23 protein-coding genes are annotated in these 26,542 nt (G+C 59.9%); 8 read left to right on the top strand and 15 right to left on the bottom strand.

Annotated elements, in window-relative coordinates; genetic code table 11:
* Window positions 1-95: 95 nt before the first annotated feature.
* On the top strand, window positions 96-599 hold the full coding sequence (locus tag MO767_RS12325; RefSeq protein ID WP_033057103.1) for a peptidylprolyl isomerase: 504 nt from the start codon (window positions 96-98) through the stop codon (window positions 597-599).
* Complete coding sequence (gene lpxH, locus MO767_RS12330; protein WP_282480712.1) at window positions 596-1,348, top strand: UDP-2,3-diacylglucosamine diphosphatase; 753 nt, start codon at window positions 596-598, stop codon at window positions 1,346-1,348. Before MO767_RS12325 ends, lpxH begins: the two co-directional genes overlap by 4 nt.
* Before the next feature lie 43 nt (window positions 1,349-1,391).
* On the opposite strand, the gene MO767_RS12335 is transcribed toward lpxH, so the two are convergent.
* The 7 genes from MO767_RS12335 to MO767_RS12365 form a co-directional block, all read right to left on the bottom strand.
* A complete protein-coding gene (locus MO767_RS12335) occupies window positions 1,392-2,921 on the bottom strand; it encodes a DHA2 family efflux MFS transporter permease subunit (protein ID WP_282480713.1) in 1,530 nt (509 codons plus the stop codon).
* A gap of 210 nt (window positions 2,922-3,131) precedes the next feature.
* Window positions 3,132-4,349, bottom strand: a complete 1,218-nt coding sequence (locus MO767_RS12340; RefSeq protein WP_282480714.1) for an efflux RND transporter periplasmic adaptor subunit — start codon at window positions 4,347-4,349, stop codon at window positions 3,132-3,134.
* A gap of 15 nt (window positions 4,350-4,364) precedes the next feature.
* A complete protein-coding gene (locus tag MO767_RS12345) occupies window positions 4,365-5,834 on the bottom strand; it encodes an efflux transporter outer membrane subunit (RefSeq protein ID WP_282480715.1) in 1,470 nt (489 codons plus the stop codon).
* A complete protein-coding gene (locus tag MO767_RS12350) occupies window positions 5,831-6,304 on the bottom strand; it encodes a MarR family transcriptional regulator (protein ID WP_134422670.1) in 474 nt (157 codons plus the stop codon). Before MO767_RS12350 ends, MO767_RS12345 begins: the two co-directional genes overlap by 4 nt.
* A gap of 299 nt (window positions 6,305-6,603) precedes the next feature.
* Window positions 6,604-10,278, bottom strand: a complete 3,675-nt coding sequence (locus tag MO767_RS12355) for a translocation/assembly module TamB domain-containing protein (RefSeq protein ID WP_282480716.1) — start codon at window positions 10,276-10,278, stop codon at window positions 6,604-6,606.
* On the bottom strand, window positions 10,275-12,002 hold the full coding sequence (locus MO767_RS12360) for an autotransporter assembly complex family protein (protein WP_282480717.1): 1,728 nt from the start codon (window positions 12,000-12,002) through the stop codon (window positions 10,275-10,277). The genes MO767_RS12355 and MO767_RS12360 overlap by 4 nt, the downstream gene beginning before the upstream one ends.
* A gap of 65 nt (window positions 12,003-12,067) precedes the next feature.
* Window positions 12,068-12,718 carry a GNAT family N-acetyltransferase gene (locus MO767_RS12365; RefSeq protein WP_282480718.1) on the bottom strand — a complete coding sequence of 217 codons (651 nt, stop codon included), beginning with the start codon at window positions 12,716-12,718 and terminating at the stop codon, window positions 12,068-12,070.
* Between the two features lie 177 nt (window positions 12,719-12,895).
* Between MO767_RS12365 and xthA the strand changes: the two genes are divergently transcribed.
* A complete protein-coding gene (gene xthA / locus MO767_RS12370) occupies window positions 12,896-13,708 on the top strand; it encodes an exodeoxyribonuclease III (protein ID WP_282480719.1) in 813 nt (270 codons plus the stop codon).
* Between the two features lie 189 nt (window positions 13,709-13,897).
* Window positions 13,898-15,238, top strand: coding sequence for a phosphate ABC transporter substrate-binding/OmpA family protein (locus tag MO767_RS12375; protein WP_282480720.1), 1,341 nt, complete (start codon window positions 13,898-13,900; stop codon window positions 15,236-15,238).
* A 165-nt stretch (window positions 15,239-15,403) separates the two neighbouring features.
* On the opposite strand, the gene MO767_RS12380 is transcribed toward MO767_RS12375, so the two are convergent.
* Together MO767_RS12380 and MO767_RS12385 are read right to left on the bottom strand one after the other, a co-directional pair.
* Window positions 15,404-15,922 carry an ankyrin repeat domain-containing protein gene (locus MO767_RS12380; protein WP_282480721.1) on the bottom strand — a complete coding sequence of 173 codons (519 nt, stop codon included), beginning with the start codon at window positions 15,920-15,922 and terminating at the stop codon, window positions 15,404-15,406.
* 111 nt (window positions 15,923-16,033) lie between these two features.
* Window positions 16,034-17,872, bottom strand: coding sequence for a long-chain-acyl-CoA synthetase (locus MO767_RS12385; protein ID WP_282480722.1), 1,839 nt, complete (start codon window positions 17,870-17,872; stop codon window positions 16,034-16,036).
* Between the two features lie 344 nt (window positions 17,873-18,216).
* On the opposite strand from MO767_RS12385, the gene MO767_RS12390 reads away from it, so the two are divergent.
* The gene (locus MO767_RS12390; RefSeq protein ID WP_008146103.1) at window positions 18,217-18,495 is read left to right on the top strand and encodes a DUF3509 domain-containing protein; all 279 of its coding nucleotides are present in this window, start codon (window positions 18,217-18,219) and stop codon (window positions 18,493-18,495) included.
* Between the two features lie 58 nt (window positions 18,496-18,553).
* Here the strand turns inward: MO767_RS12390 and mtnC are convergent, their stop codons facing one another.
* The 5 genes from mtnC to aroC are packed head-to-tail and all read right to left on the bottom strand — an operon-like array spanning window position 18,554 to window position 22,702.
* Window positions 18,554-19,237: an acireductone synthase gene (gene mtnC / locus MO767_RS12395; RefSeq protein WP_282480723.1), complete on the bottom strand. Its 684-nt coding sequence runs from the start codon at window positions 19,235-19,237 to the stop codon at window positions 18,554-18,556.
* Window positions 19,238-19,241: 4 nt separating this feature from the next.
* Window positions 19,242-19,787, bottom strand: a complete 546-nt coding sequence (locus MO767_RS12400; RefSeq protein WP_282480724.1) for an acireductone dioxygenase — start codon at window positions 19,785-19,787, stop codon at window positions 19,242-19,244.
* 20 nt (window positions 19,788-19,807) lie between these two features.
* Window positions 19,808-20,434: a methylthioribulose 1-phosphate dehydratase gene (locus tag MO767_RS12405; RefSeq protein ID WP_282480725.1), complete on the bottom strand. Its 627-nt coding sequence runs from the start codon at window positions 20,432-20,434 to the stop codon at window positions 19,808-19,810.
* A complete protein-coding gene (locus MO767_RS12410) occupies window positions 20,431-21,576 on the bottom strand; it encodes an MFS transporter (protein WP_282480726.1) in 1,146 nt (381 codons plus the stop codon). Before MO767_RS12410 ends, MO767_RS12405 begins: the two co-directional genes overlap by 4 nt.
* 34 nt (window positions 21,577-21,610) lie before the next feature.
* Window positions 21,611-22,702 carry a chorismate synthase gene (gene aroC / locus MO767_RS12415; protein WP_128608335.1) on the bottom strand — a complete coding sequence of 364 codons (1,092 nt, stop codon included), beginning with the start codon at window positions 22,700-22,702 and terminating at the stop codon, window positions 21,611-21,613.
* Between the two features lie 83 nt (window positions 22,703-22,785).
* On the opposite strand from aroC, the gene MO767_RS12420 reads away from it, so the two are divergent.
* Both MO767_RS12420 and MO767_RS12425 read left to right on the top strand, forming a co-directional pair.
* The gene (locus tag MO767_RS12420) at window positions 22,786-23,784 is read left to right on the top strand and encodes an alpha/beta fold hydrolase (protein ID WP_282480727.1); all 999 of its coding nucleotides are present in this window, start codon (window positions 22,786-22,788) and stop codon (window positions 23,782-23,784) included.
* Between the two features lie 132 nt (window positions 23,785-23,916).
* Window positions 23,917-24,708, top strand: coding sequence for a hypothetical protein (locus MO767_RS12425; RefSeq protein ID WP_282480728.1), 792 nt, complete (start codon window positions 23,917-23,919; stop codon window positions 24,706-24,708).
* Between the two features lie 41 nt (window positions 24,709-24,749).
* On the opposite strand, the gene prmB is transcribed toward MO767_RS12425, so the two are convergent.
* Window positions 24,750-25,658 carry a 50S ribosomal protein L3 N(5)-glutamine methyltransferase gene (gene prmB / locus MO767_RS12430; protein ID WP_282480729.1) on the bottom strand — a complete coding sequence of 303 codons (909 nt, stop codon included), beginning with the start codon at window positions 25,656-25,658 and terminating at the stop codon, window positions 24,750-24,752.
* Window positions 25,659-25,897: 239 nt separating this feature from the next.
* On the opposite strand from prmB, the gene MO767_RS12435 reads away from it, so the two are divergent.
* Window positions 25,898-26,488, top strand: coding sequence for a cysteine hydrolase family protein (locus MO767_RS12435; RefSeq protein WP_282480730.1), 591 nt, complete (start codon window positions 25,898-25,900; stop codon window positions 26,486-26,488).
* Window positions 26,489-26,542: the final 54 nt, after the last annotated feature.

Genomic DNA, 26,542 nt, shown 5'->3' on the forward strand with positions numbered 1-26,542 from the left:
GGCACGCTAAACTGCGCATCTTGGCCAAAATTGGCCGGACCGGTTGAGGGCTGCAAAGCCCCGAAACCCACGAATTCATATCAAGAGTACCGATCATGACCCAAGTCAAACTGACCACCAACCATGGCGACATCGTCCTGGAACTGAACGCTGAAAAAGCCCCGATCACCGTGGCCAACTTCATCGAGTACGTCAAAGCCGGTCACTACGAAAACACCGTTTTCCACCGCGTCATCGGTAACTTCATGATCCAGGGCGGCGGTTTCGAGCCAGGCATGAAAGAAAAGAAAGACAAGCGCCCAAGCATCCAGAACGAAGCCGACAACGGCCTGCCGAACGAGAAGTACACCGTGGCCATGGCCCGCACCATGGAGCCGCATTCGGCGTCCGCCCAGTTCTTCATCAACGTGGCTGACAACAGCTTCCTGAACCACAGCGCCAAGACCACTCAGGGCTGGGGCTACGCGGTATTCGCCAAAGTCGTTGCAGGCACCGACGTGGTCGACAAGATCAAAGGTGTTTCCACCACCATGAAGTCCGGCCACCAGGACGTACCAGCAGAAGACGTGATCATCGAGAAAGCCGAGATCATTGAGTGATACTGCTGATTTCAGACTTGCATCTGGAAGAGGAGCGCCCGGACATCAGCCGGGCGTTTCTGGATTTGCTCGCCGGACGCGCCCGCTCGGCGAGTGCGTTGTACATCCTGGGCGACTTTTTCGAGGCGTGGATTGGCGACGATGCCATGACGCCGTTCCAGCGTTCCATCTGCCAGGCCCTGCGCGATCTTAGCGACAGCGGCACGGCCATTTTTCTGATGCACGGCAATCGCGACTTCATGCTCGGCCAGGCCTTTTGCAAACAGGCCGGCTGCACGTTGTTGAAAGACCCGAGTGTCGTGCAGTTTTACGGCGAGCCGGTGCTATTAATGCACGGCGACAGTCTCTGCACCCGCGACGAAGCCTATATGAAGCTGCGTCGCTACCTGCGTAACCCGATCACCCTGTTCATCCTGCGGCATCTGCCCTTGGGCACCCGGCATAAACTGGCGCGCAAGTTGCGCAGTGAAAGCCGCGCGCAGACGCGGATGAAGGCCAATGACATTGTTGATGTCACGCCGGAAGAAGTACCGCGGATCATGCAGGCCCATGGCGTGAAAACCTTGATCCATGGGCATACCCATCGCCCCGCTATCCACAAGTTGCAGATTGGCGAGCAGGCGGCCAAGCGCATTGTGTTGGGTGATTGGGATCGTCAGGGGTGGGCGTTGCAGGTGGATGAGCAAGGGTTTGCGTTGGCGCCGTTTGACTTCGCCCCACCGCCGCAACTTGCGGCACCCGCGAACTAACGGCCAAACACAAAGCCCGCTCCCACAGGGTTTTGTGTTTGGCTCAATGACCGGAGGCCGCAGGCCCGGCCTTCGCCGCAAACGGCGGTTTCGCCAGCCACACCAGCACAATCAAGCCCATGAATGCCCACCCCAGCAACGTGAAGTAATCCACGGTGGAGAGCATGTACGCCTGACTGGTCAGCACATGATCCAGTTGCGCATACGCCGGATTGCTCGCCCCGCCCAGGCTGTTCAACGCCTCGCGGGTAGCCGGCTCATAGGTGCTGATGCTTTCGCTCATATAGGCGTGGTGCTGATTGGCCCGGCGAATCCAGATCCAGGTCGTCAACGACGCCGCAAAACTGCCGCCCAAGGTCCGCAGGAACGTCGCCAGGCCCGCGCCGTCGGCGATCTGGCTCGGAGGCAGGTCCGACATCAGAATGCTCAAGGTCGGCATGAAGAACAGCGCCACGCCGATCCCCATAAACAGCTGTACCAGGGCAATGTGCTGGAAGTCCACTTCATTGGTAAACCCGGCACGCATGAAGCAGCTCAGGCCAATCGCCAGGAACGCTAGGCCGGCCAGCAGCCGCAGGTCGAATTTGTGTGCGTACTTGCCGACAAACGGCGACATCAGCACCGGCAGAATACCGATCGGTGCCACCGCCAGCCCCGCCCACGTCGCCGTGTAACCCATTTGGGTTTGCAGCCATTGCGGCAGGATCAGGTTGATCCCGAAGAACCCGGCGTAACCCAACACCAGCACAATCGTGCCGATGCGGAAGTTGCGGTAAGCGAACAACCGCAGATTGACCACCGGGTGTTTGTCGGTCATTTCCCAGATCACGAATACCGCCAGCGCGATCACCGAAATGGCCGCGCCGATGAGGATGAAGCTCGACTCGAACCAATCCAGGTCGTTGCCCTTGTCGAGGATCACCTGCAACGCGCCGACGCCAATGATCAGGCTGATCAAACCGACGTAATCCATCGGCTGATAGCTGGTTTCCACCGGACGCATCTTGAGCTGCGAACGCACCACCATCACCGCGAAAACACCGATCGGCACGTTGATAAAGAAGATCCACGGCCAGCTATAGCTGTCGGTAATCCAGCCGCCGAGGATGGGGCCGGCAATCGGCGCCACCACCGTGACCATCGCCAGCAATGCCAGGGCCATGCCACGCCTGGCGGGCGGATAGACGGCAATCAGCAGCGTTTGAGTCATCGGGTACAAGGGACCTGCCACCAGACCTTGCAGCACCCGAAAGCCGATCAATTCCGGCATCGACGTCGAGATACCGCACAGAAACGAAGCCAGAACGAACAGAATCGTCGCCCAGAGAAACAGCTTCACCTCGCCGAAGCGCCGGCTAAGCCAACCGGTCAGCGGCAGCGCGATGGCATTGCTCACGGCGAACGAAGTAATCACCCAAGTGCCCTGCTCCGAACTCACGCCGAGGTTGCCGGAAATCGTCGGCAGCGCCACGTTGGCGATGGTGGTGTCGAGCACTTGCATGAAGGTCGCCAGCGACAGGCCGATGGTGCTGAGCAACAAGCTGGGCGGCGTAAAAGAGGCGTTATTGCTCATCGCGAATCCTTTGAGACTTCATTGGCGCTGCACCTGTTACAGACACAGTTGACCTTGTGGGAGCGAGCCTTTGTGGTGAGGGGATTTATCCCCGTTCGGCTGCGAAGCAGTCGTCAACTCATAATGCGGTTGGACTTTGAAGTGCTGGGGTCGCTTCGCGACCCAACGGGGATAAATCCCCTCGCCACAAAGGGTCGGTGTGATGGCGAATCAGCGTTGAACGGTTTTGCTGACCGCAGCGCTGTTGTCATGGATCAACTGAGTGATCATCGCGTCGGCCTCGGCCAACTGACGGTCATAGACATTGGTGCTGAACGAAGCCTTTTGTGGCGGTTGTTGCGCCAGCACCGGACCGCTCTGGTCACGCAGGTTCACATCGACCTGAGTCGACAGGCCGACCCGCAACGGGTGCTTGGCCAGTTCTTCGGCGTTGATGTGAATCCGCACCGGCACCCGCTGGACGATCTTGATCCAGTTACCGGTGGCGTTTTGCGCGGGCAGCAGGGCAAACGCGCTGCCGGTACCGGCGCCGAGGCTGTCGATGGTGCCGCTGAACTTCACATCCCTGCCGTAGAGGTCGGCTTCGATGTCCACCGGCTGCCCGATGCGCATGTCACGCAGTTGGGTTTCCTTGAAGTTGGCGTCGATCCACAGCTGATCCAGCGGGATAACTGCCATCAATGCGGTGCCCGGCTGGACGCGTTGGCCCAGTTGTACCGAGCGCTTGGCCACATAACCGGTGACCGGCGCGATCAAGGTGCTGCGCGAGTTATTCAGGTAAGCCTGACGCAATTGCGCGGCAGCGGACATCACGTCCGGGTGCGACGAGACCACGGTGTCATCCACCAAAGCACTGGTGGTTTTCAGTTGCTGTTTGGCGTTGGCCAGGGCGTTTTGCGCCGAGGTCAGGTCGTCGCGAGCATGGGACAGTTCTTCCTGGGAAATCGCCCCGCCAGCGGCGAGGTTCTTCCGGCGATTGAAGTTGTCCTGCGCCTTTTGCACTTCAGCCTGTTGGGCGTTGACCTGGGCTTTCATGCCGTCGACGTTGCTGTACAAACCGCGAACCTGACGCACGGTGCGGGCCAGATTGGCCTGGGCACTTTGCAGACCGACTTCGGCGTCGTTCGGATCGAAGTTGATCAGCACCTGACCTTCGTGAACCAGGTCGCCATCGTCGGCGCCAATGCTGACTACGGTGCCGGTGACCAACGGAGTGATTTCCACCACATTGCCGTTCACATAGGCGTCGTCGGTGCTTTCGATCCAGCGCCCGTAGAATTCGTGATAACCCCAGACGCCAACACCGGCAAGGATCACCACGATCGCCAACACCACCAGCATGACTTTGCGTTTGCGCGGGTTGCTGGTGTCTTGAGTGTTGTCAGACGCTTTATCAGTTGGAGCAGGAGTTGTATCGGCAGTGGCCATGACAAGTACCTTGAATTAGTTGTGCTGCGTGGCTGGGGTTGCGTTGGCTGCGGTCAGGGTTTCACCCTGAAAACCGCCGCCCAGCGCCTGCATCAGTTGGATCGACAGGTCGATCTGCTCGGCATTCAGGTTGGCCAGCTGACGCTGGGCCTGGAGCAATTGTTGCTCGATGCTGAGCACGTCCAGGTAATTGCCGATGCCGGAACCGTAGCGTTGGACCACGGTGTTGTAAGAATCCTGGGCAATGTCGGTGGCGTGCTGTTGAGCGCCGATCTGCCGGCCGATGTCGCGCAACTGGTTGATGGTGTCGCTGACATCACCCAGGGCTTTCACCAGGCTTTTGTTGTACTGCGCCACCGCGAGGTCGTAATCGGCGTCGCGGGAATCGAGGTTGGCACGCAGGCGGCCGCCGTCGAAAATCGGCACCGAGATCGTCGGCGCAATATTGAAGAAACGACTGGCCGATCCGAACATCGCATCGCCCAGCAAAGATTCGGCACCGGCCGCAGCGCTAAGGTTCAAGTTTGGATAGAACTGGGTTTTGCCGGCGTCGATGTTCTTGCTCGCCGCCTCGACCCGCCAACGCGCGGCCACCAGGTCCGGACGACGACCGAGCAACTCGGCCGGCAACACCGATGGCAACGCTACAGCGCTGGCTTGAAGGATTTTCGGCCGGGCGATTTCATTGCCGCGATCCGGGCCTTTACCGAGCAAGACGGCCAAAGCGATTTTCGCGCTTTGCAGGCGTTTCTCGGCGTCGATCAGGCTGGCTTCGGACGTGGCTTCCAGGCTTTCGGTTTGCTGGAACTGGTACTGACTGTCGATCCCCGAGCTCAGTCGACGTTGGCTCAGGTCGAGCATTTGCTTGGTGCGTTTGAGGTCTTCACTGGCCAGGTCGTAGACGATGTGTGCCTGACCCAGATCGCTGTAGGCGCGAGCGACGTCGGCGGACAACGTCAGCTGAGCGGCCTGTTGATCGACTTCGGCAGCACGGGCCTGACCCAGTGCAGCTTCCCAGGCATCACGCTGACCGCCCCAGAGGTCGAAGTTGTAATTGAAACTGGCACTGATGTTGCGCACGGTGGAATAAGTGCCGCCCTGCCCGTTCGGGTCCTGATCCCGGGCCAGACGCGAACGGCTGACACCAGCGCTGGCATCGAGGGTGGGCATGCGGGCGGCGTCGGCGGCATAGGCGGCGGCGCTGGCCTGGTGAGCACGGGCGTCGGCGATTTGCATGTCGGGGCTGTCGTGCAGGGCTTCGCGGATCAAGCCGTCGAGCTGTGGGTCGCCGAGGCTTTTCCACCAGTCGCTTTTCGGCCAGGCCGCGGGCGACAGAGTTACACCGCTGAGGGATTGCCCGGCCTTGAGGTTTTTCGCATCGAGGCTTTTGCCTTCAGTGGTCAGGCCACTGTAGCTGGCGCAACCGGCCAGGGTCATGGCCGCCAGCACCAGGCTCAGTCCGGTCCGCAGGGTTTTACTGCTCATTTGTCACCTACCCGCAGCAGGGTGATCGAGTCACCGGCTGCCACCAAAATTTTCTTCAGGATCTGTTCGAGGGTTTTCAACTCCTCTGGGGTGATCGCGCCAGCCAGTTCATTCATGGCGTCGGCGCCGATCTCCGGCAGGCGGTCAGTCAACTGCTGGCCTTGCTCGGTCAGCACCAGCTGAACCTGACGGCGGTCCGCCTCGGAGCGTTGGCGGGCGAGGAAGCCTTTCTGTTCCAGACGATCGAGCATGCGGGTCATCGAACCGCTATCCAGCGACAGGTGACGGCACAGCTCGGCCGGGGTATCGACGCCGAATTGGGCCATGATGATCAGCACTTTGAACTGCGCGGCGGTGATGCCGTGGGGTTCCATGTGCGTGTCGATGATCCGGTCCTTGAGCAGCGCAGCGCGCCCGAGCAGGAGACCGAGATGGCAAGTGTGGAATGCGTCTGGGGTGAAATGTTTCATCTGACCACCAATTAGCTGCCTAGGCAGAGAATGTATGACGAGATGTTACTGCCTAGGCAGCGAATGTCAACGTAATAGTTAGGGTGCTTGCTATTTAGTTGATAAACGGCGACCCACAATCCCTGTGGCGAGGGGGTTTATCAGAACGCCGCACCGCCCCGTTCGGCGGCGCAGCAGTCGTCGCTTTTAGATGTGTAGGGGTTCAGAAGGAGTGGAGTTGCAGCTGAGGGGGGGCCGCTACGCGGCCCAACGGGGGTAAACCCCCTCGCCACAGGGGACCGTGCCCGATCAGGAGGGGTTTAGAAATCCCGCTTGTAGAAGATGTCCAGCGAACTGGCCACGCCGCCCGCCGCTTCGAGGTAAACCTTCTTGCTCAGCTTGTAACGCAAGGCGATGGTGTTGGCCGGCTCGAACACGCCAACGCCATAACGCAGGCTGAGCTTCTCGGAGAGGTTGCCGCTGGCCACCACGCTGGTTGCATTGCCGCTGCCTTGGGTATCGAGCTGGAAATCCTGAATGCCCAGGTCCTTGGCCAACCCGCTGGTCACACCGGAACTGCCCATCAAGCCCAACCCGAGCGCCGCTTGGGCGAGCATGTTGTTGTCCTCACCGCTGGTACTCAGCGGACGCCCCAGCACCAGATAGGACAACGCCTGCTCCTGACTCATCGCCGGCTCGGAGAAGATCTGTGTGGTCGGCTGCTCGGCGCTGCCGCTCAGGCGAATGCCGGCGATCACGTCGTCGGTCTGGCGAATCGCTTCGATGTCCAGATACGGCTGGTCAATTGGGCCGGCAAACAACAAGCGCGCCCGGCGCACGGTCAATCGCTGACCGTAGGCGCGATAACGCCCATCGTTGAGCCAGAGCTCGCCGCGGGTGTCCATGTTGTCGCCAATGTGCACATGACCTTGCAGGTTGGCGGTCAGGCCAAACCCGGCAAAGCTGAGTTTGTCCTGCCCGACCACCACATCGATGTCCATCGCCATGGCCATCGGGGGTTTGCCCTCTTCGGTCTGCTGGCCGACGATCACCGTGTCACTGGACACCTTGACCGTCGAGGGCGGCAACTCACGCACGGTGATTTCGCCTTTTGGCACCAGCACCTTGCCGGTGATCGCCAGTTTGTCGTCCTTCATCGAAATCTTCAGGTCCGGCGCCATTTCCAGCTTGGCGTACGGCTCGACGGTGACGGGCAATTGCGTGCCTTTGAGCGCCAGGTCCACCACCAACGCCTGACCCCAGGCGATGTTGCCGCTCAAAGTGCCCTGCCCAGTCTTGCCACTTTTCCAGCCGCCGTTCAACTGCACGGTTTCGCCGGCAATCACGGCTTGAAGTTGCAGCGCTTCGAGGTCCATCGGCAGTTCAGGCCCGGAAATCTCGCCGTCGCTGAGCAGCAGATTGCCGTTGACCTGCGGCGCCAGCAGCGTACCTGCGAGCGTGCCGCTGCCATTCAAACGACCGGTCAGTTTCTCGACCATCGGCACGAATGGCCGCGCCACCGACAGGTCCAGACCACTCAGGCGGAACGAGCCGGTCAGTGGTTTGTCCTTCGGCAGCGGATTGATCTGCGCCTGGAGCATAAGCTCACCGAGCTTGCCGCCGACGAAATTGAGGTCAGCGTCGATGCGCTTGGGCGTGAGCTTGCTGTTCAGTTTCAGGGTCTGGTACGGGAAGTCCAACCACTGGTCCTTCTCCTTGATGCGCAATGTGCCACCGCTGGCATCGACGCTGATCTGACCGTTCGGGCCGCTGGCCGGCAGGTCCAGTTGCAGTTCGGCGTTGAGCCGGCCCTTCCAGGCGAAATCCTTGGGCAACCACTGCGCCAGGCTGTCGATCGGGAATTGCTTGAGGTGATAACGCAGCTTCGGCTCAGGCATCAGGCGCTGATCCTCACCGCACAGGCTGGCCGGGCCGGACGTCCAGCAGTGGGTGCCAAAATTGATCTTGCCGTCCGCCAACCGTTCAAGCTTCGCCGGACCTTGCAGCTTCCAGTCTTGACCGCCGGCCTGGATGTCGCCGCTGAACAGGCGTCCACGCCAATTGCCTTTGTCCAGATTGCCGTCGAGGCCGAGCGCGAGCTTCAGCTTCGGCCCTTGCAGGTCGAGGGTGAGTTTCTGGTTTTTGATATCGCCCTGACCGCTGGCGGTCAGCGTGCCCAGCGACGTTTCACCGGCCTGGATGCCGCTGCCCTTGAGGTCGATCTTTGCGTGTTGCGCGCTGTCGAGTGTGGCGTCCAGATTCAGGCTTTGCAGGCGATTGTCTTCGAAGGCCAGTTGCGTACCTTGCAGCCCGAGCTTGCCTTGCGGGGCCTTGAGCGTGCCGGCGACATCGACGCGACCATTGAGCTGACCGCGCAGTTGCGGCCACAACTGAGCCAGGCGCGGCAGCTTGATATCGATCTGACCGGCGAGCTTCTGTTGCAAGCTGCCCTTGCCGTTGATGCTGTTGTCGCCGAGGCGAATTTGCAGCGCGTTGAGGTTCCATTGCTCGCCGCCGCCATCGGCTTTGGCCTGGATCACTGCCGGTTGGCCGCGCAGTTTGCCTTTCAAGTCGAGATCAGCGGTCAGGCTGAGTTTTTCATTCTTCATCTCGCCTTTGCTGCGCAACGGTCCGGCCAGGGTGCCCGGCAACTCCGCGACCCAGTACGCCGGGTTGATCGCCGACAGGTCGAGCGCGGTGTCCCAGGCGATGCCGTCGGCAAATTGTAGGTTCAGGTGCCCTTCGGCCTTGCCCTGCCCGGCTTCGAGTTGAATTTGTTGCAGGTAGATTTTCGTCAGGTCGCCGCTGAACGGGCTGGTCAGGCTGAACGCCCCGGCCGGGCCGTCGAGTGCGGCGCTGAAGTGACCAATGTACTTGCCGTCGGTGTAGGAGACTTCACCGTTGAAGCTGCGCAGCGCCACTTCTGGCTCGTCGATCAGCGGATAGAGCCGGTGCCACGGGAAATCCAGCCAGTCGATTTTTGCATCGGCACTCAAGCCTTTGCTCCAGTCGAGGTTGCCGGTGAGTTTCAGGCTTTGCTTGTCGTTGGCCGTGAGGTCCAACCCGGCGATCTGCGCGCCGTTGGCGTCGACCTTGCCTTGCAACAACAGCGCGACCGGGCCAAGTTCTGCGGGCAACGTGGCTTTGCCGAGCAATTGGTAACCGTTTTTCAGGTCACCGTCGCCGGTGAGTTCCAGTTGGTTGAGTTGCAGGGTGTCCGACAGATCGGCGCTGGCCTTGAAGCCGTCAGCGGTGATTCGCACCTTGGCCGGCAGGTTTTCCACCAGCGGTTGCAGTTCGCCGGTCAATTGCCCGTTGAGGTAACCGCTGCTGTCGGCTTTCAGATTCAGGGTTTTCAGCAGATCGCCGTCGACCTTCAGGGCCAGCGTCCAAGGCCCGGTGCCGGGGGCTGGCAGGGTCAGTTTGCCTTCGGCCTTGAGCGGCCAGTTACCGCTGGGTTGCAGCAGGCCTGAAAGATTCAGACTCAGATCATCCCTTTGCAAATGAACGGAATCGATCTGCAAGCCGTTGGCCGTCCAGTGCGCCGCCAGTTGCAAACCCTTGAGTTCTTCGCTGCCGTTGAACAGCAGGCTGCCGACCTGGACATCGCCCAGCTCGATGGCCAAGGGCAACTTCAGATCCGGGAGACTGATCGGCCCGCTGCTTTCTTCTTGCGTGCCGGGCGGGAATTGCAGGCTGACCTGATCGGCCTTTAATTGCTCGATGCACAGGGTCATGCGCGTCAGGCACAGCGGCGACCAAGCGAAAATCACCTTGTTCAGCTCAACCCGACTGCTGTCCTGCTGCCACAGCACATGGTCGGCACTCCACTGCCCGCCCAAACGGCCCTGGAAATTTTCGACGGTCAAACCCGGCACAAAGCCGAGCGCCCAGCGGCTGCCCGTCGCCGTGCCAAGCACCGTGGCCACGGTCAGGACAACCAGCATCAGCAGCGCCAGAATCGCCACCAGCGTTATTTTCAAACCACGCTTCACAGCTCAGGCCCCATGGAAAAGTGCAGTCGAATGCCGCCGTCGTCGTCCATCGCATGGGCCAGGTCGAGGCGTATCGGCCCCACCGGCGAGACCCAGCGCACACCGATGCCGACACCGGTCTTGAGGTTCGGCAGTTCGAGGGTATTGAAGGAGTTGCCTTGGTCGATGAAGGTCGCGACCCGCCATTTTTCGGCGATGGAGTACTGATACTCGACGCTGCCGGCAACCATGTAACGGCCACCAATGCGGTCACCCTCGGAGTTTTCCGGGGACAGGCTCTGGTAGTCGTAGCCGCGCACGCTCTGATCGCCACCGGCGAAGAAGCGCAGCGACGGCGGCACAGATCTGTAGCCATTGGTGGCACTGCCGCCGACCTGCACCCGACCGAGGAAGCGGTGCTTGTCGAAGACCGTGGTCAAGCCTTTCACCAGCGCGGTGCCGTAGACCAGATTGGTGTCCGAGCCCAAACCTTCCTTGGCCACTTTGGTCGCGAATTCCAGGCGATAACCGTTGTGCGGGTCGATGCGGTTGTCGCTTTTCAGGTAGGAATAGTTGACGCCTGGCATCAGCAACGTGCTGAGCCCTGAGTCGTCGCCGAGCCTGTATTCCTCGCGCTGCCACTTGAGCGACACAACGCGCTGCCAGCCGCTGGGCAACTTGCTGTGCCATTCGGGGCCGAGGGTCAGCAGTTTGCTGAGGGAGTCCTTGTCGGCGATTTCTTCGTTCTGATAGCCACCGGCGAACCGCAGTTTGTCGGTCAGCGGCGGGTCCAGGGGAATGTCGTAGAACACACCGACGTTCTGCCGGGGCGCCGAGACTTCGGTCTCCCAGCCATAGCTATGCCCCTGAGGGTTGACCCAGTGACGGGTCCAGTTGGCCTTGATCCGTGGGCCGACGTCCGTGGAATAGCCCAACCCCAGGCCCATGGTCCGTGGTTTGCGGGTTTCGAGTTTGACGTCCACCGGGATCACATCGTTCTTCGACGCCGTCGGCGCCGCATCCACCCGCACGCTTTCGAAATAGCCGCTCGATTGCATGGCCTGATTGAGCTCGGCGATCAGTTCGGAGTCATAAGGCGCGCCCGCCTTGAAAGGCACCATGCGCCGCAGCAGGTCTTCGTCGAACGGTGAATCACCCTCAAAACTGACCTTGCCCAGTGAATAGCGTGGGCCGCTGTTATAGATCAGTTCGATGTCGGCAACGCCGGCTCGCGGGTCGACCGACAATTTCTGGCTGCTGAAGTAACCGCTGAAAAAACCGTAGCGAGAGGCCTGATTCTGAATCAGGCGCTTGGCGTCTTCGTAATGGCCATGGTTGAGTACCGCGCCGGTTTTCAGCGCATTGCTTTTGGGTACACGGAAGGATTTGAGGGAAGCGGCCGGGCCGTCGATGCGAATAGTGACGTTGCGCAAATGCACCGGCTCGCCGGGATCGATATTCAGTACCAGGCGAGGCGTCTTGCCGCCCTTCACATCCGTGTCGATCTGCGGCTGGTAATAACCCAAGGCCTGGGCGGCCTTGCGCGCCTGTTCTTCAGCGCCACGACTGAAGCGCAGCAAGGCTTCTTCGTCTCGATCGCCGAGGCTGCCGATATAGCCCTCTATATTGGCTTTCAGTTCATCGTTGGACGGTTTGATCCGCACATCCAATTCACTTTGCGCCAGCGCCGCGCAGCTGGTAATCAGCATCAGCACGCCACTGGTAATTCTTCCTGGAAACTTCATAGGCGCGGATGCTATCACGAGCTTGGGAGCGTGATAGAGCCTGGCGTGCGGTGAAAGTTCTACCTTTATGCCGTTGCTGTTTGTAACACCTGGGGATTGGCGTGGAAAAACACGTGTTCGCGAATCGGTCCTACAGCAACCTCACCGATTTCCTCATAGCCCTGGCGCTTATAGAACTCCAGATAGCGAGGATTCCCGGTATCAAGGATCACGCCCTCGGAGTGCTCATCCACCGCACACCAGTTGTGCACCGCTTTCAGCAATTGTTCACCAAAGTGCTTGCCCTGAAATTGCGGATGCACTCCCAGCAACGGCAGCAGGTGCACCGAATCGGACGGCACGCAAGCCATCACGGCATCGTGATACTCGAGATAGCGTCGGGTGCAGCGAAAACCGGTGCTGAGCATCATGCGCAGACGCCAGGCCCAACTTTCAGTGATGCCCAGGCGACGTTGCGGCGGTGCGATCAGCGCGATGCCGATCAACCGGTCATTGACCAGCAGGCCGATGGCCGGCAAGTCCTGAAGAAAATGTTGTTTGACCAACTCGCGCACAGTGGCCCGGACCCGCTGTTCATAACCGGGACGCTCCGCTTCGAACAGGTAGCCGAAGGTCGGCTCATGCCGGTAAGCCTGGTACAACAGCGAACGCGCTTCGCGGGAATAGCCGCTGTCGAGCATGTGAACATCGGCGATGACGGTCGAGGTTTCGGGCATAACGGTAGATCTCCCCTGGGCGAGGCTTAAAAAGGCCTCGTTCTTATTGGTACGAGCCTTGCGCGGTCGCGATCGTTCCCACGCCCCCAGACATTAGCAGCGCATTTGGACTACTGCCACGCTAGCCCCATTCCTACATGTCAGCTAGCATCGCCCTTTTTGCCAGGACTGCCGACCATGAAGATCGTCTCCTTCAACATCAACGGGCTGCGCGCTCGCCCCCATCAGTTGGCGGCGCTGATCGAAAAGCATCAGCCAGATGTGATCGGACTGCAGGAAACCAAGGTTCACGACGACCAATTCCCGCTGGCCGAGGTTCAGGCGCTGGGCTATCACGTGTATTTCCACGGTCAAAAAGGTCATTACGGCGTGGCCCTGCTCTCGCGCCAGGAACCTATCGCGCTGCACAAAGGTTTCACCACCGATGAAGAAGACGCTCAGCGCCGCTTCATCTGGGGCACGTTCGCCGACGCCAATGGCGTGCCGGTGACCATCATGAACGGCTATTTCCCACAGGGCGAAAGCCGCGATCACCCGACCAAGTTCCCGGCCAAGGAGCGCTTTTACAACGATCTGCAGCAATTGCTGGAAAGCCAGTTCAGCAACGATCAGCCGCTGGTGGTGATGGGCGACGTGAACATTTCCCCGGAAGATTGCGACATCGGTATCGGCCCGGACAACATGAAACGCTGGCTGAAAACCGGTAAATGCAGCTTCCTGCCGGAAGAACGCGAGTGGATGGCCCGTTTGAAGAACTGGGGCCTGGTGGACAGTTTCCGTCACTTGAACCCGCAGGTGACCGACCGTTTCAGCTGGTTCGACTACCGTAGCCGCGGTTTTGAGGATGAGCCCAAGCGTGGGCTGCGGATTGACTTGATCATGGCGTCCCACGGGTTGTTGCCACGGGTGAAGGATGCGGGCGTGGATTACGAATTGCGCGGGATGGAAAAGCCGTCGGATCACGCGCCGATCTGGCTTGAGCTGAGCTGATCTCTACCTATCGACATAGATCAACTGTGGGAGCGAGCTTGCTCGCGATAGCGGACTGTCAGCCAGCATCAATATTGAATGTCAGGCCCTCATCGCGAGCAAGCTCGCTCCCACATTAAAGACTGTCATCTTTCAGAAACCTTACTGACTTATTCTCCCGGCACTTCCTTTGGCTTATAAGGTGCCGGCATGACGTTGCGCGTGTTGTTCCTGTTGATGCTGTGCGCCTGCCTGCCGCTGACGGCGTCGGCTGGCGCGTTGCCGACGCCCGACTCTGGCCCGGTGCTGCGCATCCAGGGTTCCAACACCATAGGCGCGGCATTGGGCCCGGCGCTGGTTGAGGGATTGATGCGCGAACAGGGCCTGCTCAAGATTCACAGCGAGGCCCCGGACAAAGCCAACGAACTGCGCGTCATCGGCGAAACCGTTCAGGGCCGCCGGGTCGCGGTGGACATCGCGGCCCACGGTTCCAGCACCGGTTTCACCGCCCTGAAAACCGCCACCGCCGACCTCGCCGCCTCCTCGCGCCCGATCAAGGACAGCGAACGGACAGACCTTGCACGCTTGGGCGACTTTAAAAGTTCCGGCGCCGAGCAGGTGATCGCCATCGATGGCCTGGCGATCATTCTTCATCCGCAAAATCCGTTGGGTGAACTGAACACCGAACAACTGGCGCGAATCTTCAGCGGCGAGGCAAAAACCTGGGAAGAACTCGGCGGCACTGGTGGGACGATTCATCTCTATGCGCGGGATGACCAATCGGGCACCTACGACACGTTCAAGGAATTGGTCCTCAGCCGTCGTGGGAAAACCCTGAGCAGCGCGGCGAAACGTTTCGAATCCAGCGAGCAATTGTCCGACGCGGTCAGCCTAGACCCGCAAGGTATCGGCTTCATCGGCCTGCCTTATGTGCGTCAGGCCAAAGCCGTGGCGATTGCCGATGGCCAATCCCAAGCCATGCTCCCGCTCAACAGCCTGATTGCCACGGAAGATTATCCGTTGTCGCGCCGGCTGTTCTTTTACCTGCCGCCCAATGGGAAAAGTCCGTGGGCCGACGCATTGGTGGCGTTCGCCCAAAGTAGCAAGGGCCAGGCAATTGTCGCGGCCAATGGTTTTATCGCCCAGACCGTCCAGGCCATGACGGTCACGCCGAATGCATTGATGCCGGAGGGTTATCAGGCGCTCAGCCGTCACGCCCAGCGCCTGACAGTGAATTTCCGTTTCGAAGAAGGCAGTGCGACGCTGGACAATAAGGCCCGGCAGGACCTGTCGCGGGTGCTCGACTATATAAAGCAGCGCGAGAAAACCAATCGGCAGGTGACGCTGGTGGGGTTTGGCGACGCCAAAAGTGATCCGGCGCGGGCCGATCTGCTGTCGAAACTACGCGCCATGGCGGTGCGGCGGGAACTGGTGAAAAGCGGTGTGGTGTTTCGCGAGATTCGTGGTTTTGGCGCCGAGATGCCAGTGGCGGCCAATAGCGCGGATGAGGGGCGAATCAAGAATCGGCGGGTTGAGGTTTGGGTGTATTGATGGTGTGTGTGTAGCAGCTGTCGAGCCTGCGAGGCTGCGTTCGGCTGCGAAGCAGTCGTAAAATCAGACGATGCGGTGTTTCAGGGAGACCGCACATATAGGTTTTACGACTGCTGCGCAGCCGAACGCAGCCTCGCAAGCTCGACAGCTGCTACAGGGTGCAAATCAGCCAAGCAGCTTCTGCAACTGCGCCGTGGTGTCCACCGCGCCCATGGTCTTGGCGGCATCCAGCGCAGAGACGCCATTGGCATCCTTGGCTTTCGGGTCGGCGCCCTTGCTGATCAGGTAGTCGACGATTTCCACGCGATTGAACATCGCCGCCATCATCAGCGCAGTGCGACCGTCGAAGGATGAACCCTCCACTTGCGCGCCGCCGTCAACCAGTGCCTTGACCACCGCCAGATCACCCTTGAACGCCGCGCCGGCAATCGGGCTCTGGCCGTTGTCGTTGCGGATTTCCGGGTCGGCCTTGTGTTCGAGCAGGACTTTTACCGTCTCTACATGGCCGTGGTACGCAGCCAGCATCAACAAGGTGTCACCCTTATGGTTACGCAGGTTCGGCGGCAGGCCCTTGGTCAACAGCGCAGCCATCATGGCCGCGTCGCCGTCGCGCGCTTTATTGAATACCTGTTCGGCAAATTCAGCGGCTTCTTCGGGGGTCATCTGGCGGCTTTGGTCTGACATTGGGCACTCCACGTTCTGTTATTCGCAAAGCCGACAGTTTCCCGAGCAGCCCCGAGGCTGTCACTTCTTTTTTCTCATGGAAGGCCATAGCCACATTCAATAGCGCTGCATTCAATAACGAAAAGTGCCGCCGTGAATATCCGCCAGCAACTGCGGGGTGACCTGCACGTAAGTCTGGGACCCCGGCAGCCAGGCGTAGATCGGGTCATCGCCGGTTTTGCCGGGGTCGAAGGCTTCGTCCTTGAGGCTGGTCTTCTGGTATTTGAAGGTGCCGGTAGTCTCCATTTTCACCTTCACCCGCAGGAACAACGGCACCGCATAGGCGGGCATTTGCTCACGGGCGAAGGCCAGCAGTTCACTGAAATCCAGGGTCGCCAGGGACTCTGCTGGCGTAATCGCCGCCATCCCGGCACGCCCGTTGGTGTTGCGGATTTCCACGCCATAGGCCACGGCTTCGGAAATATTCGGGTGTTGCAAAAGGATGTTCTCAACCTCGGTGGTCGAGACGTTTTCGCCCTTCCAACGGTAGGTATCACCCAAACGGTCAACAAACTGCGCGTGACCAAAACCGATGTTGCGCAGCAGGTCACCGGTATTGAAATAACGGTCGCCCTTCTGGAACACGTCGTGCAGCACAACCTTTTCGGTCTTCTGCGGATCGGTGTAGCCGTCCAGCGGCGCCTTGTCGTCGATCTTCGCCAGCAACAGCCCCTGCTCGCCTTTGGCGACTTTGCGCATGAAGCCCTTGGCATCGCGAATCGGCACACCGCTGTCGTGGTCGTACGCCGCCAACTCCCACGACATCAGGGAAAAACCGACGGTGTTATCAAAGTTGAGGATGTTGGTGAAGCCGATGTTGCCGTCGCTGGCGGCGTACAGCTCACAAATATGGTTCACCCCGAATCGCGTCTTGAACTCGCCCCACGCGCCGGGGCGCAGGCCATTGCCGATCATCTTCGTCACGCAGTGCTTGTTGTCGTCGGCGCTGGGCGGTTGATCGACGAGGTAGCGGCACAGTTCACCGACGTAACCGAGGGTGGTCGCGCGGTACTTGCGCACATCGTTCCAGAATTGACTGGCGCTGAACTTGCGGCGAATGGCAAACCCCGAGGCGCCACTGATCGCCGAGCCCCAGCACACGCACAGCCCGGTGGCGTGATAGAGCGGCAAGGTGCAATAGACGACATCCTCCGGGCGCATATCCAAGGCGATAAGCCCGAAGCTTGCGGAGCTGCGCATCCAGCGGCCGTGCTTGAACACCCCGGCCTTGGGCAAGCCAGTGGTGCCCGAGGTGTAGATATAGAAACAAGGGTCGTCGAAAAAAACCTGCTGACTGCTGGCGGGGTTGGCGCTGGAGCGGTCGGCACTGGCGGTCATCAGGTTGATGAACCCGTCGGGCGCAATGCCCGGATGGCTGAAGGTGTCTCGATCAGCGACGAACCAGGTGCGCGCCGCCTCGATCGACACCCGTTCGCGAACTGCCGAAAACGCCGGCACCAGCTCTTCTCCGACAATGATCGCCGCGGGTGCCACCAGGTTCAGGCTGTGAGCCAGGGTATCGCGGGTCTGCGAAGTATTGAGCAAGGCACTGATCGCGCCGACCTTGGCCACCGCCAGAATCGTCACCAGCAATTCCGGGCGATTCTCGATAAAGACCGCCACTGCATCGCCCTTGCGGATGCCTTGGGCAATCAGATGCTGGGCAATGCGATTCGCCCACTGGTTGACCTGAAAATACGTCAGTGCCACCTCACCCTGCAGCAATGCCGGGCCATCGGGATTGCGCAACGTTGCTTGCTCGAAGCTCCAGCCCAGGCCACACGGTTGGGTCGGGTCCTTGACGTTGGCGGCTTTCATGCCCTTCACCACGCGAGGAATGGCTTTGGCAATGGAAGGCAGCTTGCGGAGCATCATGCCCCAGGTAATCGTGTCGTGCGGCGTGCGGCTCATGGTTGCTCCCGGTCGATCTTTTTATTGTTCGGGCGGCGTTGATTGAGGCCGAAAATACGTCAGCGGTTCCTGAGCTGTACACGCGGTTTTTGAAATGATTTGTATCCACGGCTGCGGCATTTGAAATCGCGAGCCTGCGCCGGGCAAATGGTTCCATCGAATCGATGTCGACCACGCAAAATGCAGGATGCACGATGGCCATTCATGCAGATTGCACGAAAGTGCAAAAGCGCTGAAAAACTAACTAATTGATATATAAGGACTTTTAAAAAATAAGATGCTGGCACAATCACTGCAACTACCTCTGCATGCTTGCCATTCAAGAGCTAACGGAGCTGATAGCCATGAACCTGATCCAAGAAAAATTCTCGTCCCTATTCTCCAACTTCGAAGTGACCACCCAGCCACGTCCGGACGGCGGCATTCTGCTGACCTTGAGCAGCACCGACGGCAAAGTCTTCAAACGCTCGATTTCGTACCAGCAATTGCATGCTGGCGATCAGCTGTCCTGGGTGATCAGTGCCATTCGCCGTGACATCGCCGAACAGGCCAGCGAACTGCCGCAGATTTCCATGCTGCAAAGCCAGCAGCGGTTTGCCCTGCCGACTTATCACTCGGTGTAGAGCCTACAGAACTGTGGGAGCGAGCAAGCTCGCTCCCACAGGTTATGTGTTATGTGCCTCAGAACGTCGCAGGATCGATCCGCGCAAAACTGTCCACCGTCACATGCCTCGCCAGCGCCCCGTCCTCTCGGGCCAGCCCGCACGTAGCCATTCCCGCCGTGTGCGCCGCGTCCAGCTCCTCGACGATGTCGGACAGAAACAGTATCTGCGAAGCGTCCAGGCCAATAGCCTGGGTAATCCGCTGGTAGGACTGCGCTTCACGCTTGGGCCCCGAGGTGGTGTCGAAATAGCCACTGAACAGCGGCGACAAGTCACCAGCCTCCGAGCAACCGAAGATCAGCTTTTGCGCCTGAATCGATCCAGAAGAGTAAACAAACAGTTTGAAGCCGTCCTGATGCCAGCGTTTGAGCGCTTCAACGGCGTCCGGGTAAACGTGGCCTTTCAACTGTCCGGCCTGATAACCCTGTTCCCAGACCATACCTTGCAACGCTTTCAGCGGCGTGGCTTTGCGGTCTTCGGCGATCCAGTTCAGAAGAATGTCGATCACCCGCTCGACGTCCGCGTTCGGCTCTTTGGTATCCCGGCGAACGGCGGCCAGTTGCTCGGCCACATCCGTACGCGCGGCGTGCTGGCGAACAAACTCCGGCAGGTGTTGGGCGGCGTAGGGAAACAGCACGTCGAACACAAAACTCACCGCGCTGGTGGTGCCTTCGATGTCGGTGAGAATCGCTTTGATCGGCATCGCCTCAGTCCTCAAGACGCGGGAAGCGACTGGCGATGTCTTCGCCGGTGAAATTGGCCACCCAGCCTTCAGGGTTATTGAACAGACGGATCGCGACGAAATGCGGATGCTCGCCCATGTCAAACCAGTGCGGGGTGCCGGCCGGTACTGAGATCAGGTCGTTCTTCTCACAAAGCACCGCGTAGACGTAATCGTCGATATGCAGGGTGAACAAGCCACGGCCGGCCACGAAAAATCGTACTTCGTCTTCGCCATGGCGATGTTCGTCGAGAAACCTGGCGCGCAATTCGGCTTTTTGCGGGTGATCGCTGTTCAGGCTGATGACGTCGACGGTGATGTAACCGCGTTCGGTCATCAGCTTGTCGATTTGCTCCTGATACGCGGCGATCACTTCTTCCTGACTGGCGCCGGGCTGGATTTTCGCCGCGGCTTGCCAACGGTCGAAGCGCACGCCTTGTTCGGCCAGGGTCGAGGCGATGTCTTCGAAATGTGTCAGCACCTTGTTAGGCAAATCAGGGCTTGAGACGTGGTAAACGGACAGGCTGCTCATCAGGGCAACTCCTTAACGGTTCATGCTTTATGGTTCGAGAGCGAGCGCGTCTTCAACTCGCACTCGAACAAAAATTCAAAGGCCTCGATCTGCCGCAGTGCATCGCTCATGCGCGCGCCCCAGGTGTAGAGACCGTGGCCGCGGATCAGGTAACCGACGCAATCGGGATGGGCCTGGAGCCAAGGCTGCACCTTGGCGGCGAGGCGTGCAATGTCTTGATCGTTGTCGAAAATCGGCACACGTACCCGGGATTCGTGGGTCGACACACCACTGAAGGCTTTTTGCAGTTCGTAGTCTTCAAACTCGATGAAGTCTTGCGGCGTCAGGCGCGACAGCACCGTGGCGTTCACCGAATGCGTGTGCAGCACCGCGCCGATCTCCGGGCGCCAGCTGTAGAGCTGGGTGTGCAACAGGGTTTCGGCGGATGGTTTTTTGCCCGGTTCCAGGCTGTTGCCGGACAGATCGGTCGCCAGCACATCGTCGGGGCCGAGTTGGCCTTTGTGCTTGCCGGACACCGTCAGCAGCGCTTGCGTCGGCGACAGGCGCGTCGAGTAGTTGCTGCTGGTGGCCGGCGACCAGCCGCGGCCATACAGAAAACGCCCGGCATCGATGATTTCCTGGGCGAGGTGCTCACGGGTGAGGCTCATGGCCTGTCCTCTTGCATACGTGTGGCAATGATAACGGCTGCCGCGAAGGCTGCGAGACTGGCGATACTAAAGGTCAATGCGGGGCCTAGAGCATTCCAGCTGTAGCCGGAATACAACGCGCCCAGTGCGCCGCCAGTGCCGGCCAGTGCGGCGTATAACGCCTGGCCCTGCCCTTGTTGGCGCGCGCCGAAGCTACGTTGCACGAACTGGATGGCAGCTGCGTGAAAGCTGCCGAATGTCGCCGCGTGCAGTACCTGGGCAAACAACAGCACCCAAAGGAACTCAGCGAACGAACCGAGCAACAACCAACGCAACGCCGCCAGCAGAAAACTCGCCAGCAACACCCGACGCACGGAGAAGCGCGCGAGGATCTTGCTCATGGCCAGAAACATCAAGACTTCGGCGACCACACCGACCGCCCAGAGCACGCCGATCAGCCCACGGCTGTACCCGAGCCGCTCCAGGTGCAAGGTCAAAAAGGTGTAATAAGGACCGTGGCTCATCTGCATCAGCGCCACGCAACCGTAAAACGCCAACACCCCGGGACTGCGCAACTGCTTGAGGAAACCGTCCCCCGCCTGTCTTTCACCCTGGGCCGGTTGAGCGTTGGGCACCCACAGGCTGCTGACCACGATCCCGGCCATGATCAGCACCAGCGTCACCGGATAGATATCCAGGCTCAACCCTTCGAACAGCCGGCCAAGCGCGACCACGGTGATGATGAAACCGATGGAACCCCACAGGCGGATCTGACTGTAACGGTTAGTCTGGCCCTGCAAGTGCGCCAACGTGATGACTTCGAATTGCGGCAACACCGCATGCCAGAAGAACGCGTGCAAGGCCATGACCATCGCCAGCCAGGCGTAGGTCTTGCTGACGAAGATCAGCGAAAACGTCAGCAGCGTGCAGACCGCACCGAAGCGCACGATGGCCAGGCGTCGGCCGGTGTAGTCACCGAGCCAGCCCCAGATGTTCGGCGCCACGCAGCGCATCAGCATCGGGATCGCCACCAGCTCGCCGATGCGTGCGCTGGAAAAGCCCAAGTGATCGAAGTACAGCGCCAGAAACGGCGCTGTTGAACCGAGCAAGGCGAAATAGAACAGATAGAAACTGGAGAGCCGCCAGTACGGGAGCGCCGCCACCGTCGTCAGACCGCAGCGGCTATGAGGTCAGCCATTAAAGCTGACCCAGCACCGGCGTGCTCACGCGCACGTCAGCGTTCTGCCCGCGATGACGCAACAGGTGATCCATCAACACGATAGCCATCATCGCTTCGGCGATCGGTGTGGCGCGGATGCCGACGCACGGGTCATGACGCCCCTTGGTGACGACTTCCACCGGGTTGCCATGGATGTCGATGGAACGACCCGGCGTGGTGATGCTCGAGGTTGGCTTGAGCGCCAGGTGCGCGACGATCGGCTGACCCGACGAAATGCCACCTAAAATGCCGCCCGCGTTGTTGCTGAGGAAACCTTGCGGGGTCATTTCATCGCGGTGCTCGGTGCCGCGCTGGGCAACGCTGGCAAAACCGGCGCCGATTTCCACGCCTTTGACCGCGTTGATGCTCATCAGCGCATGGGCCAGTTCGGCATCGAGACGGTCGAAGATCGGCTCGCCGAGGCCAGGCATTACGCCTTCAGCGACAACGGTGATCTTCGCACCAACCGAATCCTGGTCGCGACGCAACTGGTCCATGTAGGCTTCCAGTTCTGGGACCTTGTCCGGATCCGGGCTGAAGAAGGCGTTCTCTTCCACCGAATCCCAGGTCTTGAACGGAATTTCGATCGGGCCGAGCTGGCTCATGTAGCCACGAATGACGATGCCCTGAGTGGCCAGGTATTTTTTCGCAATCGCACCGGCCGCTACACGCATGGCCGTTTCACGGGCCGAGCTGCGACCGCCGCCGCGGTAATCGCGCTCGCCGTATTTGTGGTGATAGGTGTAGTCGGCGTGGGCCGGGCGGAACAGATCCTTGATCGCCGAGTAATCCTTGGACTTCTGGTCGGTGTTGCGGATCAACAGGCCGATGGAGCAACCGGTGGTGCGCCCTTCGAACACACCGGAGAGGATTTCGACTTCGTCGGCTTCCTGGCGCTGGGTGGTGTGGCGGCTGGTGCCGGGTTTGCGGCGATCCAGGTCACGCTGCAGATCCTCCAGAGAGATCTCCAGGCCCGGCGGGCAGCCGTCGACAATGGCGACCAACGCCGGACCATGGCTTTCGCCCGCGGTGGTGACAGTGAACAGCTTGCCGTAGGTATTGCCGGACATGCAGGACGCTCCGTGAATTCGAACCAAATACGTAATGCGCGCCAGTATACGCAGGCTACCCAACTAGTTCATCCTCGAACCTTATGGGTGCCTGCGAGTCCAACCGGCATCTTGTTCATGATGGCGTGATGATGCTGCGAGTTATAGCCTTGAGCCTTACCCTGTTTACCGGCTTTGTACAGGCCACTGTCCTGCAACGCCCGATCACTTTGGACACTGGCACTGGTGAGCTTTTCGGCTCGCTGTTGCTGCCAAAGTCCGACACGCCGGTACCGGTTGTCCTCATCATTTCCGGCTCCGGCCCTACGGATCGCGACGGAAACAACCCCGACGGCGGACGCAACGACAGCCTCAAGCGTCTCGCTTGGGTACTGGCCAAACACAACATCGCCAGCGTGCGTTATGACAAACGCGGCGTGGCGGCGAGCCTTGCGGCGACCCCGGACGAGCGCAACCTTTCGGTGGAAGCCTATGTAGCCGACGCCGAGGCCTGGGGCCGCAAGCTCAAAACCGACCCGCGCTTTGGCCAACTGATCCTGCTGGGCCACAGCGAAGGCGCCTTGATCGCCAGCCTCGCGGCGCCGAGCCTGGACGCCACCGCGGTCATCTCCATGTCCGGCAGCGCCCGGCCAATCGATCAGGTACTGCGCCAACAATTGAGCAATCGCCTGCCGCCACCGCTGATGCTGCGCAGCAATGAACTGCTCGACAGTCTCAAGGCCGGCCACACCGACGACAACGTGCCGCCGCAGTTGCAGGTGATTTTCCGCCCGAGCGTGCAGCCGTATCTGATTTCATTGTTCCGCCAGGACCCGGCGGCGGCATTCGCCAAGTTGAAGATGCCGGCGCTGATCATCCAGGGCAGCAACGACATCCAGGTCGGTGTCGGTGACGCCAAGCTGTTGAAGGCCGCCAAACCGGACGCCGAGCTGGCGCTGATCGAAGGCATGAACCACGTCATGCGCATCGTGCCCAACGATGTAAAACGGCAATTGGCCTCTTACAAAGATCCGCAATTGCCGCTGGCGGCCGAACTCGGCACGCGAATCCTCAGGTTTATTGACGGACTTCGCACCAGTTAAGCGGTGTCAGGGGGCGTGAAAACTGGTTGAGAACGCCCCCTAACCCTCCAGTCCTGAAAAAAACGGCCGATAAGCCTTTGTCGCCAGCGCTATGACTGGCGGCAAGCAGAGCTTGGACAGGATCTCGCCGTTATGACTGATACCCAGACTTCACCCGACACCACTGCTGAAAAAGACACACCACCAGTGGTCGAGCTGCCGTGGGCGGACGTCCACGCCGAGCACCACAAGATGCTCCGTCTGGCGCCATTGCAAACCGACCGCAACACCGGCGGACGGCCCCTGCGCTTTGTTGAATTCGGTTACGCCGAGCGCAATAACAAGGAACACAGCCTGATGCGCATGAGCATTTCGCTGCCCGGCCAGCGCGTGCGCAAGGAACAGAATCATCTGGACGTGTGGGTCGATCACGCCACCAAGCGCGTGCATTTCGGGCCTGACAGCGGTTTGCAGATCGAACCGATGAACCGTGGCATCGGTCGCTTCATGGCCGCTCAGGGCATTACCTGGGCGAAAAAGAGATGGCCCGGCTACACCGTCGACGGCACAGACCTGAACAACAAGGATGCGTTGAACGAAGACACTCGCCTGCGCCGCGATCATTTTTTGCGGATGCACGGTTTCGACGTGATCTACGCCGACGCCCAGCATTTGAAGGGCAGCGTCAAAGAAGTGCAGGTCGGCGACCTGCTGGGTGACTGGAGTACGGAAAAATTGCAGGTCGTGGAAATTCTTGAGGCGGCGCAGATGCTCCAGCAAGCCGAGCAAAATCTGGCCGAGCAGGAAGTCAAACTCAAGAAACACGAAGAAAAAGTCAGCAAGTACAAGCGCGAAGACGCCGGACTGCGCTTTACCATTACCTGTCTGGTGGCGTTTGCGGTGTTTCAGGCTGGGTTGTTGATCTGGATTGCTACACACCGGTAACTGATCGTTCCCACGCTCTGCGTGGGAGCGATCATTGCGGGTTAAACGCGGGAAGCGAACAAGGCCTGATGATCACGGCACTGTTCCGCCGTCAGCATGAACACGCCATGCCCACCGCGCTCGAAATCAAGCCAGGCGAAATCGACTTCCGGGTACAGCGCCTCGACGTGAACCTGGCTGTTGCCCACTTCGACAATCAGCAAACCCTTCTCGGTCAGGTGATCCGCCGCTTCGGCAAGCATGCGACGCACCAGGTTCAAGCCATCATCACCGCAAGCCAGGCCCAGCTCCGGTTCGTGCTGGTATTCGTCCGGCATGTCGGCGAAATCTTCCGCATCGACGTAAGGCGGGTTCGACACGATCAGGTCAAAACGCTGACCCGGCAAACCATCGAACCCATCGCCCTGCACCGTGTACACCCGCTCATCGACGCCATGGCGCTCGATGTTCTGGTTGGCCACTTCCAGCGCTTCGAACGACAGATCGGCCAGCACCACTTCGGCGTTCTGGAACTCGTAGGCACAGGCGATACCGATGCAGCCGGAACCGGTGCACAGGTCGAGAATCCGCGCAGGTTCGGCGCCCAGCCACGGTTCGAAACGCTTTTCGATCAGTTCGCCAATCGGCGAACGCGGGATCAATACACGCTCATCAACAATGAACGACATGCCGCAGAACCACGCTTCACCCAACAGGTAGGCGGTAGGAATGCGTTCTTCGATACGGCGCTTGAGCATGCGTTGCAGCTTGACCAGCTCGTCTTCTTCAAGATTGCAGTCGAGGTAGCTGTCGGCGATTTCCCACGGCAAGTGCAAGGCACCCAACACCAACTGACGCGCTTCGTCCCAGGCGTTGTCGGTCCCATGGCCGAAAAACAGATCCTCCCCATGGAAGCGGCTGACGGCCCAACGGATATGGTCACGCAGGGTACGAAGTCGGGAAGTGATCACGGGGGCAAACTCCAAAAAAAACGACTGGCGATTCTAACAGCCAAAACGCGTCTCGACGACGCGGGAAAACTACCGGGGCTAATGTAGGACTATTCTATTTTTGCGGCCGCCTATTGAACAAAACGGGTCTATTGACAAGGCTGCGAGCCAGCAAAGACGGCGCCTACGATGGTAGCGATTCACAGAAGCGCTCAGCCAGAGGACAATGTCGCAAAAGCCCCACTCGAAGGAGCCCCAGAATGTCCGTTCCAAAAACGATGTTTCAACTCAGCGGCCGCGGTTATGCAGCTGCCGTTCTGAGCCATGCGACCCTTGTCATCATCGATGCCCAGAAAGAATACCTCAACGGCCCGTTGGCCTTGAGCGGCATGGATGCTGCCGTCGCGAACATCAAGCAACTGGTGATCGCTGCCCGCGCAGCCGGCCGGCCGATCGTCCATGTCCGCCACCTCGGCACCGTCGGTGGGCTGTTCGATCCACAAGGCGAACGCGGTGAGTTCATCCCGGGCCTGGAACCACAGGGCGACGAAACCATCATCGGTAAATTGCTGCCGAGTGCGTTCCACGGCACTGAACTGCTGGAACGCCTGCAGAATCTCGGTTCGCTGGACCTGATCGTATGCGGTTTCATGAGCCACTCCAGCGTCAGCACCACGGTGCGCGCCGCGAAGAACCTGGGCTTTCGTTGCACGCTGGTGGAAGACGCCTGCGCGACTCGCGACCTGCCTTACAAGGGCGGCGTGTTGAGCGCAGAACACGTTCAACAAACTGAAATGGCGATCATGGCGGACAACTTTGCCACCCTCGCGCTGACTCACGAACTGATCTGATCGATGCTCGATGAGCGGTCCATTCCGCCGCTCATCCGCAAAAATCTATCATTT

The sequence above is a fragment of the Pseudomonas sp. UYIF39 genome (genome assembly GCF_029963765.1).
In the GTDB taxonomy this organism is placed as follows: Bacteria; Pseudomonadota; Gammaproteobacteria; order Pseudomonadales; family Pseudomonadaceae; genus Aquipseudomonas.